Annotated in this window: 13 protein-coding genes; all 13 read right to left on the bottom strand. The window is 56.7% G+C overall.

What is annotated here, in order from left to right:
• Positions 1 to 140, bottom strand: a 140-nt coding sequence (locus K0778_RS23505; RefSeq protein WP_153449173.1) for an Ail/Lom family outer membrane beta-barrel protein, incomplete at its 3' end; no start/stop codon positions are given.
• Positions 141 to 207: 67 nt separating this feature from the next.
• A complete protein-coding gene (locus K0778_RS23500) occupies positions 208 to 3,603 on the bottom strand; it encodes a phage tail protein (RefSeq protein ID WP_153520315.1) in 3,396 nt (1,131 codons plus the stop codon).
• A gap of 60 nt (positions 3,604 to 3,663) precedes the next feature.
• Positions 3,664 to 4,236 carry a tail assembly protein gene (locus K0778_RS23495; RefSeq protein WP_232044483.1) on the bottom strand — a complete coding sequence of 191 codons (573 nt, stop codon included), beginning with the start codon at positions 4,234 to 4,236 and terminating at the stop codon, positions 3,664 to 3,666.
• Entirely contained in the window at positions 4,233 to 4,976 is a 744-nt protein-coding gene (locus K0778_RS23490; protein WP_153449141.1) for a C40 family peptidase, read from the bottom strand. The genes K0778_RS23495 and K0778_RS23490 overlap by 4 nt, the downstream gene beginning before the upstream one ends.
• A gap of 5 nt (positions 4,977 to 4,981) precedes the next feature.
• On the bottom strand, positions 4,982 to 5,680 hold the full coding sequence (locus tag K0778_RS23485; protein ID WP_001152639.1) for a phage minor tail protein L: 699 nt from the start codon (positions 5,678 to 5,680) through the stop codon (positions 4,982 to 4,984).
• A complete protein-coding gene (locus K0778_RS23480) occupies positions 5,680 to 6,009 on the bottom strand; it encodes a phage tail protein (protein WP_000847347.1) in 330 nt (109 codons plus the stop codon). Before K0778_RS23480 ends, K0778_RS23485 begins: the two co-directional genes overlap by 1 nt.
• Complete coding sequence (locus K0778_RS23475) at positions 6,006 to 8,585, bottom strand: phage tail tape measure protein (protein WP_153449140.1); 2,580 nt, start codon at positions 8,583 to 8,585, stop codon at positions 6,006 to 6,008. Before K0778_RS23475 ends, K0778_RS23480 begins: the two co-directional genes overlap by 4 nt.
• Complete coding sequence (locus K0778_RS23470) at positions 8,578 to 9,012, bottom strand: phage tail assembly protein T (protein WP_000459458.1); 435 nt, start codon at positions 9,010 to 9,012, stop codon at positions 8,578 to 8,580. The genes K0778_RS23475 and K0778_RS23470 overlap by 8 nt, the downstream gene beginning before the upstream one ends.
• Positions 8,994 to 9,416, bottom strand: coding sequence for a phage tail assembly chaperone G (gene gpG, locus K0778_RS23465; protein WP_153449139.1), 423 nt, complete (start codon positions 9,414 to 9,416; stop codon positions 8,994 to 8,996). The genes K0778_RS23470 and gpG overlap by 19 nt, the downstream gene beginning before the upstream one ends.
• Positions 9,417 to 9,431: 15 nt before the next feature.
• On the bottom strand, positions 9,432 to 10,172 hold the full coding sequence (locus K0778_RS23460; RefSeq protein ID WP_153449138.1) for a phage tail protein: 741 nt from the start codon (positions 10,170 to 10,172) through the stop codon (positions 9,432 to 9,434).
• A gap of 7 nt (positions 10,173 to 10,179) precedes the next feature.
• Positions 10,180 to 10,575, bottom strand: a complete 396-nt coding sequence (locus K0778_RS23455; RefSeq protein WP_000683145.1) for a phage minor tail U family protein — start codon at positions 10,573 to 10,575, stop codon at positions 10,180 to 10,182.
• Positions 10,572 to 11,150, bottom strand: a complete 579-nt coding sequence (locus K0778_RS23450; RefSeq protein WP_000975070.1) for a phage tail protein — start codon at positions 11,148 to 11,150, stop codon at positions 10,572 to 10,574. The genes K0778_RS23455 and K0778_RS23450 overlap by 4 nt, the downstream gene beginning before the upstream one ends.
• An 11-nt stretch (positions 11,151 to 11,161) precedes the next feature.
• Positions 11,162 to 11,515, bottom strand: a complete 354-nt coding sequence (locus K0778_RS23445; RefSeq protein WP_000753007.1) for a head-tail joining protein — start codon at positions 11,513 to 11,515, stop codon at positions 11,162 to 11,164.
• Between the last annotated feature and the right edge of the window lie 15 nt (positions 11,516 to 11,530).

The following is an 11,530-nucleotide window of genomic DNA, read 5'->3' as shown; positions in this document are numbered from 1 at the left end:
TTATCGCTGCCGGGTACGTTCGTACGGGCATGAAGATACCCTGCGCTCAGTGTGGACTGGTGTTCAGACGCCCATGCAGGCGTACCTGATACGGCCAGACAGATGGCTGCGGACAAAATAGCTGCATAAACTTTACGCATAATTACCTCTCGCTTTTCTGCAATAAAAAAGGCGCCATTTCTGGCGCCCGTATCTGGGTTATAAAATTCAGCTGATACTGATGCCTGCGGTGGCTTTCTTCATCACCACAACCAGCAAATCGCTGATACTTGCTGTGGGATACCAGTCATTCACCAGCCATGCTGACACCGAAAACTCCAGCGTCGTGTGACCGTGACCGGCAGGCATATCAATAACGCCACTGTAAATCAGCGTATTATCCAGCGCGGTACGGTTATAAATTTCAGCACCGTTTTTCCGCACTATCAGACGGCATGAGGAGTAAATATCAGTATGCTCTCTCTCATGTTTAGCGCCGCTGAATGCCACCGCCGGAATAACAATCTGCCGGTCAAACGGCTGATCGTCATAAATCCTGACGGTAATGGTCCCTGATGGCCACCGCTCCGGTGCCCGGGAGTCCCGCGGGAAAGCCTTACCCACTGTTTTGACAATATCGCCTTCAATCTGGTTCGCGGACAGTTTTCCCAGAACCCGACAGTTCTCGTTAATCGTGACGTTGTTGAGCGTCCCGGAGTTCGCATTCACGTTACCGCTGATATCGGCATTTTTCGCCGTCAGCCGCCCATCCGGTGTCAGGGAAAATGCCGGAGGATTACCGCCGCTGGTAATGGTCGGAGCCGTCAGGCGTTTCAGGAACACGTCGTTCATGAATATCTGATCGCCCTGACCAACAAACATTGGTCTTGTGTTGCCATTAGACGGATCAATAAACGCGATACGGTTAGCGGCAACCAGGAACTGGCTCAGTTTGCCTTCCTCCGTGTCCTCCATGCTGAGGCCAATACCCGCGACATAATGTTTGCCGTCCTCGGTCTGCTCAATTTTGACGCCCCACATGGCATTCCACTTATCGTTGGCGTCCTTCCACTCTTTCGAAAACTCCTCCAGTTTGCTGGCGTTATCTTCCGTCAGCTCAAAGTTTTCCAGCAGTTCCTTTCCGAGATGCGTTTTATTGATCAACCCTTTATAAAAATTCAGATAACCTTCCGCATCATCGCTCGCCCGACCGACGGCCTCCACAAATGCCGATTTACCAACGGTATTCACGCTGCGGATATAAAAGTAATAATCATAACCCGGCTTAATATTGCTACTGGCAGCTATCCAGTACAGCGCCGTGCCAAGATAGCGGGCTGTGGTTTCAACCTGCCTGATATCGGTAATCCGCTTTTCCGAGAACCAGAACTCAAACTGCACCGTCGGGTCATATACAGCCAGTTTCGGGACCGCTGTTATCTGAAAATACCCTGGTATCAGTTCAATAGTGACAGGCGCTGCCGGTGCCGCAATCCGGAATGATACCGACGCCGGATCACCCTGCTGCCCCCAGGCATTTACCGCCCTGACTGTCAGCCTGTAGTTCCCCAGCGCCAGTTGCCTGAAGCGGTATGTGGTTTCCGCCGTCCGGGCCGTGCTGACCAGCAGCTCACTGCCGTCATCCGCTGCCACGGTCAGGCGAAGCAGGAAACTCACGCCCTTCACCACCTTCGGCGTGTCCCAGCGCGCCAGCACCTGATATTCCCCGCTGTCTGCGGTGACTTCGGCGGTCAGGTGCTGCACCGCTGGCGGCGTGACACCATTCACCGTGCCGCTCTGGTCGCCGTCAAAGTGCGCCCCGTTATCCACGATGGCCTCTTTTTCCGGTACATGCTGCACGGCGGTGATGGCATACGTGCCGTCATCGTTCTCACGGATACTCACACAGCGGAACAGGCGCTGACGCAACGTCGGCAACTTCAGCCCCCACACACTGTATTCTGCAACGCCATCAGGAACCCGGTTCACTTTCACCTTAAGTCCGTCGGTGACGGACTGAACCTCCACGCTGACCGGATTACCACTTCCGTCAACCAGGCTTATCAGCGTGGTACCGGAGGATGGCAGCGTGATTTCACGGTCGAGCGTCAGCGTCCGGGTCTGGCTGTTCACCGCCAGCACGCGACCACCGGTGCTGATACCGGCATAGTCATCATCGCAGATTTCAATGACATCGCCCGGTACATGGCGAAGCCCTTCAGCACCCACGCTGAAATCCACGGTCTGCGTCTCCAGCAGTTCCGTTTTAATCAGCCACAGCCCGGCGCGGTGTGCCTGCCCCCGGCTGGTACAGCCAAAGGCATCCATCTTCGTGACATTACGACCGTAACGGGCAATGGCCTGCGTATCTTCAACAAGCTCTGTCGCCGTCTCCCAGCCGTTGTTCGGGTCAATCCAGTTCACCTCAACGGCATTATGGCGGTCCTTCAGGGCGCTGAAGCTGTAGCGGAACGGCGCGCCATCATCCGGCATCACCACATTACTGCGGTTATAGGTCCACACCTTATCTGATGGTCGGTCCTGCACGAACGTCAGCGTCTGCCCGTTCCATACCGGCATACAGCGCATCGCCGAGCAGAAATCACTGAGCACATCCCACGCCTTACGCTGCGTGGTCAGGTAGGCATTACAGGTGATGCGCGGCTCCGTGCCGCCAAAACCGTCCGGCACTGACTGGTCGCAGTACTGGCCGATGACATACAGCGCCCATTTATCCACATCCGCCGCACCAAGACGTTTCCCCATGCCGTAGCGCGGGTGGGTCAGCATATCCCACAGACACCAGGCCGGGTTGTTGCTGTATGCCGGCTTAAACGTTCCGTCCCAGATACCGCTGTATTGCCGCGTCTGCGGGTTATAGTTCGACGGCACCTGCAGAATGCGCCCGCGAAGATGATAATTACGGCTCACCTGCTGGCTGCCGAACTGCTCCGAGTCCACCTGCACGCCGACCAGTGCCGTGTTCGGGTAGCACTGTTTCACATCGATGATTTCGGTGTATGACGACCAGAGCGTTTTGTTCTGCAGCTGGTCTGTGGTGCTGTCCGGCGTCATCCTGCGCATCCGGATATTAAACGGGCGCGGCGGCAGGCTACCCACCACCACCGAGGCCAGATACTGCGAGGTGGTTTTGCCCTTAATGGTGATGTCTTTTTCCGTCACCCAGCCACCGTTACGTTGTATCTGAACCAGCAGACGGACTTCCGACGGATTCCTGTCACCCTTTGAGGTGGTTTCCACCAGTGCCTGTACACCGAAGGTAAAGCGCAGACGGTCGATGTTTGCAGACGTAATGGTGCGGGTGATCGGCGTGTCATATTTCACTTCCGTACCCAGCACCGTCTCGGAGCCGGAGGATTCAAACCCCTCCGGCGGTGTCTGCTCCTGCTCACCGGCACGGAACACCACCGTGACACCGGAGATGTTGGTATTCCCCTCAGTGTCCAGCACCGGCGTACTGTTCAGCAGCACGCTTTTTAATCCATCCACCGGACCTTCAACCGGCCCTTCGCTGATGGCATCGATCACACTCAGCAACTGCGTGGACTTCAGGTTGTCCTTCGCTTCGCGCGGGGTATGCCCCTTACTGCTGCCTTTACCCATTCGTCATGCTCCATAAACGACAAAACCGCCCGCAGGCGGTTTCACATAAAACATTTTGCATCAGCGACCAATCACCACAACCTGACCACCATCCCCTTCGTCTGCCGTGCTGATCTCCTGAGAAACCACCCGCGACCCCACACGCATTTCACCGTACAGAACAGGCAAAACATTGCCCTGGGCAACCATGTTATCCAGTGAGGAGAAATAGGTGTTCTGCTTACCGTTATCCGTTGTCTGTGTGCGGGGAGTTCTGGCTTTCGGTGCCAGCATCTGAGCCACACCGCCGAGCACCATACTGGCACCGAGAGAAAACAGAATGCCGGTCATACCACCGGCCCCAATGGCTGTCCCCCATGTTGCAAGGGTGGCTCCGGCGGTAAAGAATGATCCGGCAATGGCGGCTGCCCCCAGGACAATCTGGAATACGCCACCTGACTTGGCCCCGGCGACTCTGGGAACGATATGAATCACAGCGCCGTCAGGCAGAGCCTCATGTAACTGCGCCGTTAATCCGGACGTGCTGACATCCTGCCCGGCAATCCGTACCTGATACCAGCCGTCGCTCAGTTTCTGACGAAACGCCGGGAGCTGTGTGGCCAGCGCCCGAATGGCTTCAGCCCCCGTTTTCACACGAAGGTCGATGCGGCGGCCAAATCGTTGTAAATCCCCGTAAAGGCAGATGCGCGCCATGCCCGGTGACGCCAGAGGGAGTGTGTGCGTCGCTGCCATTTGTCGGTATACCTCTCTCGTTTGCTCAGTTGTTCAGGAATATGGTGCAGCAGCTCGCCATCACCACAGTAAATGGCGGCATGATTCGGCACCGATGAACCAAAACAGCACAGCAGCACATCGCCCGGTTGTGCTGATGACAACGGCACCTGATACAGCCCTGTGGCCTCCAGATTATCCAGATAGAGATTCTGACCGTGACGCCACCAGTCATCCTCGCGATGAAAATCCGGCATCTCAATCCCCGCCAGATGATAAGCATCCCGGAACAGCGTGTAACAGTCCGTCACCCCGTGTTCAAAGCGCCGCCCGGTGAGATGCGGCACACAGCGGAACTTATGAATCGTCCCCCGGCAGACCAGCCACCACGGCAAATCACTCTGCACCTGCAGCCGCCGGTCAGCCTCACTCAGCCAGGGCAGACCACCGGGGTGGCTGTGGACCAGCGCCACAACCTCACCCTGCATTTCTGCCTGCAGCCAGTCTTCCGGCGACATACGGAAATACGCCTCCGGCTCACCGGAGATATTCACGCAGGGGAAATATCTTTCCCCCTCCGGCGTGCTTACCACGAAGCCGCACGACTCCGCTGGCGCACATCGCCGGGCGTGCGCCAGAATCGCTGATTCTGTCTGTGTCATGGGATTTACTGCGAAAGTTTGTTAATGGAAAGGAAGCCGCCAAAGTTGCCGACGTTATTGCGGAACTTACAACCGCTCAGGCATTTGCTGCATTTATCCTTCGTGATATCGGACGTTGGCTGGTCATATTCATCCGCGACAGCCGGACCGCTATAACCGCACTCGTCACCGCGATAGGTCCAGGTGCAGGTGTTGGCCAGCATGATACGTCCCGGAAAAACAGCGCCATCCGTTTCCGTCGGCGTGGACAGTACAAAGGAGGCACTCACCGCGCTCAGTTCGCTGCACTGCTCAATGCGCCAGCGGCTGATCACCTCCTGCTCCGGATCGGCGTAACTGTTTCCGTTGACGAAGTTCACCGCATCCAGAAAACGGGCGTAAACCTTACGCCGGACCACCGTTCCGCCGACCAGACTCTGCATATCTTCCGCCATCCCGGTGACCATACCGTACAGGTTAGAAACCGTCAGCGTGGGGCGCGTACTGGTGCCTTTGCCATTCAGTTCAAAACCGCTCCCCTGAATGGGATACGGCTGATACTGTCGCCCCTGCCAGGTGACCGGCTCACCTTTTTCGTTCTGCTCATTACAGAAAAAATAACGTTCTCCACCGACCTCTGTCAGGTCGATTTCCCAGAGCACCACGCTGGCCGACTGCTCCGCACGGGTGCATTCATTCAGTGTTTCCTGCCGGATATCCTGCATCAGTTCACCACCTGTTCAAACTCTGCGCTGAACTCAACACGCAGCATACTGACCCGCGACGACCATTTTGCGCAGGTCACCTTTATCTGCCGCCACTCATAAGGCGGCGTCCACAGAAAGGATTTCCAGCCCCCGTGCTCTTCCAGAAACGACTCCAGTACCGTGGCCTCCTCACGGGGGACAGAAAGCGTCACGCTGTACGTTTTCAGGTTGGCATTCAGCCCGGCAGGCGCTCGCTGTGAATAGCCATCACCAAAGCGCACCTTTCTTACAGAAGGGGCCGAAGCCACATCCATACCGGGTTTCACTTTCCAGCGGAAGGTTTTCATCGTCCACCTCCGGAGAACAGGCCACCATCACGCATCTGCCCGGTCACAACATCCATTGCCGCCTTACGGGCTACGTCATAAACCGCCTTCAGCGCCTGTGGCCCTATCTGACCGTTCGTGCCGTCGTTGTTAATCACCACATGGTTATTCTGCTCAAACTTCCCGGACGCCTGCGACCGGCTGTCCGCCATGCTGCCCGGTGTACCGACATAACCGCCGGTGGCATAGCCGCGCATCAGCCGGTAAAGATTCCCCACGCCAATCCGGCTGGTTGCCTCCTTCGTGAAGACAAATTCACCACGATGAACAATCCCCGCAGGCTCATATTTGCCGCCGGTTCCCGTAAATCCTCCGGTCGCAAAATGGAATTTCGCCGCAGCTGCCTGAATGGCTGTACCGCCTGACGCCGATGCGCCACCACCAACAGCTCCGCCAATGGCGCTGCCAATACTCCCGACAATCCCCACCATTGCCTGCTTAAGCAGAATTTCTGTCATCATGGACAGCACGGAACGGGTGAAGCTGCGCCAGTTCTGCTCACTGCCGGTCAGCATCGCCGCCATATTCTGTGCAATACCATCAAAGGTCTGCGTGGCAGCACTTTTAACCTGCGACATACTGTCCGTTGCACTCTCTTTCCACTCGCTCCAGCCGGACCTGAGGCCTGCCATCCAGTTCCCGCGAAGCAGGTCTTCAGCCGCCCAGGTCTTTTTCTGCTCTGACATGACGTTATTCAGCGCCAGAGGATTATCGCCATACTGTTCCTTCAGGCGCTGTTCCGTGGCTTCCCGTTCTGCCTGCCGGTCAGTCAGCCCCCGGCTTTTCGCATCAATAGCGGCCCGTTTTGCCCGTTGCTGCTGTGCGAATTTATCCGCCTGCTGCGCCAGCGCGTTCAGGCGCTCCTGATACGTAACCTTGTCACCAAGTGCAGCCAGCTGGCGTTTGTACTCCAGCGTCTCATCTTTATGCGCCAGCAGGGATTTCTCCTGTGCAGACAGCTGGCGACGTTGCGCCGCCTCCTCCAGTACCGCGAACTGACTCTCCGCCTTCCACAAATCCCGGCGCTGCTGGCTGATTTTCTCATTCGCTCCGGCATGCTTCTCCAGCATCCGGAGTTCTGCCTGAAGCGTCAGCAGGGCAGCATGAGCACTGTCTTCCTGACGATCGCCCGCAGACACTTTCACGCCGGACTGCTTCGGCTTTTTCAGCGTCGCTTCATAGTCCTTTTTCGCCGCCGCCATCAGCGTGTTGTAATCTGCCTGCAGGATTTTTCCGTCTTTCAGAGCCTTATTCAGTTCCTCCTGGCGGGCGGTATATTTCTCCAGCGGTGTCTGCAGGCGTTCGTAAGCCTTCTGCGCCTCTTCGGTATATTTCAGCCGTGATGCCTCAGACTCGGCCCGATCTTTTGCTGCCATCTCACTGGCCTTTTCAAGATCTGCCTGCAACGTGGCGGCGGAAAGCCCAAGTTGCGCATTCGCTCTCTTCTCCCATGCCCCCCGGAGATTGGCAAGAAATGCTGACGTTTTACCGCGCCGGTGGCTCCGGCTCTGATACCACTGCCATTTTTTATCCGCTTCATCAAAAGCCTTTTCAGCTTTGGCGAGCATATCAGCAGAGGAGTCCGGGCGGCCAATATCCAGCACCGCATCCCACATGGATTTGAATGCCTGTGCAGTCTTGTCTGCCCAGGTCTCCAGCGTACCCATGTTATCTTTCAGTTTACGGGTCTGGTCATCAAACCCTTTCGTTGCGGCCTCGTTCGCCGCCTGCAATGCCCCGGCCCCATCGCCGGAACGCTGCAACTGAGCAACATACGCAATCTGTTCCGCCGTCACGTTATGGAACTGGCGCGCCATCGCCGTCAACCCAGACGTCGGGTCAGTGGTCAGCTTCCCGAAGGCTTCAGCGACCTTGTCCACCTCCACGCCGGATGCAGAGGAGAAACGCGCCACACTCTGGCTGATTGCCTCAAACTGCTCACCACCACGCACACCGGCATTCACCAGCGCCGTCAGTGACTCGCTGGTCTGGTTAAACGTCAGCCCTGCCGCCTGCCCGGCTCTGGACAGGGCCAGCATACGATCTGCCGTCAGTCCCGCCTGATTACCGGAAAGGACCAGCGTTTTATTGAAATTGGACAGGGTTGAGTCACCCTGATACCAGGCATACGCCAGCGCACCGGTCGCCACCGCCAGCGAGGTGGCCCCCACCATCGGCAGGGTGATCGCACCGGCAAGCCCCCTGAACATGGGGATCATCCCGCCGAAGGAGTCCTTAACCTGACCACCCTGTTGCAGCAGGATCAGCCACGGACTTTGCCCGCCTGCAAGCTGCGTGGCCACGTCGGTGAACTGTGCAGGCAGCATACGCATGGCAGCTTTATACTGCCCGACGGAAATCCCCGCTTTCTGTGCAGCCAGTGCCTGTCGGCTCAGCGACTGTTCAACGACTGCCGCTGTTTTTTTCGCATCACTTTCCGTACCGGAAAAATGACGCCTGACTCTGGCCATCTGCTCGTCAAATCTGGCCGCATCCAGACTCAAATCAACGACCAGATCGCCTACCGGTTCAGCCATACCGGACTCCTCCTGCGATCCCTTCTGATACTGTCATCAGCATTACGTCATCCTCCGTCATGTCCGCCACATCCGGGGAAGTAGGGATAACTTCATTCCCGTCCGGGCCAAAGCGGACGCCTCCGGCAAGCCCTGCCGCTTTCTGCATCAGCACATCATCTTCAGGCTCTTCGTCAGCCTCGCGCCGGTTCAGCAGACTGAAATCCAGCGGATGCATATCCGGATCGCTGAAAAACAGGCTGAGTACGGTGTACGTCAGCCCGGAAAAGTGCATATCCAGCAGAACATCATGAAAATAATGGGTACTGTAAAAGCGGTGCCAGTCGGCATACTCCGTGGATGACATCCCGGCAAGCATGGCACGCCAGTCGGGTCGCCCCATCTCACGCGCCAGTTTCAGGGCAAAACTCAGCTCACCGTCGAACACTTTCCCGCAGAAACAGGCTCTGCAGGCCCGGCGTCATCTGCCTGTTCAGGGGCATTATTCACAACAAACTCAGACATTCCGGACAGACGTAACACCACGTTTTCAGCCTGAGCAATTGCCTCCGTGGGCCAGGTGGTAAGCACTTCCTGCTCAATCTGTTTAATGGCTTCATTCATGGACGGCAGCTTTGTCTTCTGCGGATGGTTATGCCACAGAGACATCGCCACCAGAAACGCCCCGCCTCTGATAAGATCCTCTACAGACACCTGCAGGTTGCCACTGGATTCAGCCTTTTTTTCCTGCTCTTTCAACCAGGTAAGATGCTCAATACGCTGCAGGGCTGACAGTTCAGAAAGCGTGACGGTCACGCCGTTATGTTCAAATGATTCTGTTTTCAGGAACATCGCTGACTCTCCGGATTAACTGGCGGTGACGTTGATTTCTGCAACCGCAGCAAACTCACCATTACCGGATACAACCGGAATGTTGACCTTGCCTGCAGCAACACCTTTCACGGTGATGGTCATACCACTGACCGACACGGTGGCTTTTGTTTTATCCGCAGACACCGCACGGAAGCTCTTGTCGGTTACGCCTTCCGGCTGGAATGCCACGGTCAGCGTGGTGCTCTGCCCTTTCACCACCGAGGTGCTGGCAGGCGTCACGGTCATGCCGGTTGCCGCTGTTACCGTGCTGCGATCTTCTGCCATCGACGGACGTCCCACATTGGTGACTTTCACCGTGCGGGTGATCACGTCCTTCGCCGTCACCGCCTTACCGATACTGCTGACCCAGCCGCGGAACACATCGACCGTGCCGTTCGGGAAGCGGATTTTATAGGCACGGGTATCACCTTCATTAAACCACGCCAGCAGCGCCTGCTGCCCCTGCTCTCCGGGCATCCACGCCAGCGTGAAGCTGGTATCTCCGGCAGATTTCTGCCCCTGCACGGTCGCAGTCCAGTCTGCATCTTCATCATCGAGATAGCTGTCGTCATAGGACTCAGCGGTCAGTTCGCCGGGCGTCAGGTCTTTAACTTTTGCCAGACGCGACCAGTCAACGTCTGAAAGCGGATTCGCATAAGGGTCACCGCTCCCCTTATAAAACCACAGGGTGGTCCCGGCACCTTTCACCGGCATTACAGGATTTGGTACAGGCATAGCGTCCTCACATTTCATAGGTAATGACATAAGTCAGATCGGCTGAACTCCACAGGCCCGCATCATCGTCGCGCCGGTAGTCATAGCCGCTGGCCACCATACTGGTGATCAAATCTGACAGTGCCGGGATATCGCTCATCACCGGATAAATCCGGGACTCCATCCACGAATCCAGCTCTGAATCCGGCACCTGAGCAGGCAGGAAAACTTCAATATGCAGCTCCGCCTGCCAGGTATCGCTGTCCAGCTCTTCGCCCGTGTATTCAGCGCCGGTGAGATAAACGGCAATTGCCGGAAAATCTTCCTCATCAAAAACAGCGGGGCGACCATCAAAAAGCGTCGCCCCGGTGTCATGCTTCTCCAGTGCATCCAGTACGGCTGCACGGAGTTCAGTATGTTTCATCGCTTTATTACCATTCTCAGTTGATGCTGCAGCGCATAGCCCAGCTCTTTCGGAAGACGTTCACGCCGTATCCGTTCAATATTCTGTTTAAACGCCGTGGTCAGCGGCACCGCCATCGGGATTTTCACCACATCAATGGGGTAACGGTTTTTCCCGGCCACACGCTGCATAACATGCCACCGGCCGTTTTTCAGTTGCTGAATAAACGCGCCGGGAATACGACGGTTACCCACCACAAGCACGCTGCCGCCACCTTTCAGGGATGAACGCTGCCCCTTTTTACGACGCCTGCGGCGGGACAGGACAACCCGCGCATTACCCAGCTTGATTACGGGCAAATCCCCCCGGTTAACTTTGATTCTGGCCTGCGGATTTTTGACCGTGGCCCTTTTCAGCCTGGCCCTTTCCTTTACCAGTTTCCGGCGTACCTTTGTCTCACGGGCAACCTGTGACGCAGACTGCGATATCGCGGATGAAGCAACGCGGTTAATGGCCATTGCGGCGGCACCGGGCACCGCCGTTTTGCTGATACGGCTGAGGTTTTCAACGGCCTGCTCAAGACCTTTTATGGCCATACATCCCCCTTTCAGCGGCGACGGTTAACGGCAGGCGGTACGCCCCGCCCAAGCCAGAGATGACAGCTTCCACCATCATCCGGCGAAACCCGGTCTACCCAGAAATTTTCCTCACCGATGGTCAGCGTGTCTCCACGCCGCAGCTGCCGCACCTCATCAGTCCGGACAAACAGGGACGGGCTGGAGCCTTCAACGCGCACGCCCTGTCCGGCATAGCTGATATTTTCAGGGTCATCAAAAACACCACGTATTACTGCGCCGGACTGCTCACCGGATGTCATGGTGGCTGACGTTCCCATGTACCCGCGTATCGTTTCATCGGCGCGGGCAATGGCAGCATCGAACAGGTTATCGAAATCAGCCACAGCGCCTCCCGTTAT

Source organism: Escherichia sp. XD33, from assembly GCF_019375075.1.
Taxonomy (GTDB): Bacteria; Pseudomonadota; Gammaproteobacteria; order Enterobacterales; family Enterobacteriaceae; genus Enterobacter; species Enterobacter flexneri_A.
This window is presented reverse-complemented; position numbering and strand designations above follow the sequence as displayed.

Excerpts from the sequence above, each read along its gene's own strand:
- K0778_RS23460 (WP_153449138.1), bottom strand. The coding sequence starts at position 10,172 with ATGCCTGTACCAAATCCTGTAATGCCGGTGAAAGGTGCCGGGACCACC.
- K0778_RS23490 (WP_153449141.1), bottom strand. The coding sequence starts at position 4,976 with ATGACACAGACAGAATCAGCGATTCTGGCGCACGCCCGGCGATGTGCG.
- K0778_RS23450 (WP_000975070.1), bottom strand. The coding sequence starts at position 11,150 with ATGGCCATAAAAGGTCTTGAGCAGGCCGTTGAAAACCTCAGCCGTATC.
- K0778_RS23475 (WP_153449140.1), bottom strand. The coding sequence starts at position 8,585 with ATGGCTGAACCGGTAGGCGATCTGGTCGTTGATTTGAGTCTGGATGCG.
- gpG (WP_153449139.1), bottom strand. The coding sequence starts at position 9,416 with ATGTTCCTGAAAACAGAATCATTTGAACATAACGGCGTGACCGTCACG.
- K0778_RS23500 (WP_153520315.1), bottom strand. The coding sequence starts at position 3,603 with ATGGGTAAAGGCAGCAGTAAGGGGCATACCCCGCGCGAAGCGAAGGAC.
- K0778_RS23480 (WP_000847347.1), bottom strand. The coding sequence starts at position 6,009 with ATGAAAACCTTCCGCTGGAAAGTGAAACCCGGTATGGATGTGGCTTCG.
- K0778_RS23485 (WP_001152639.1), bottom strand. The coding sequence starts at position 5,680 with ATGCAGGATATCCGGCAGGAAACACTGAATGAATGCACCCGTGCGGAG.
- K0778_RS23455 (WP_000683145.1), bottom strand. The coding sequence starts at position 10,575 with ATGAAACATACTGAACTCCGTGCAGCCGTACTGGATGCACTGGAGAAG.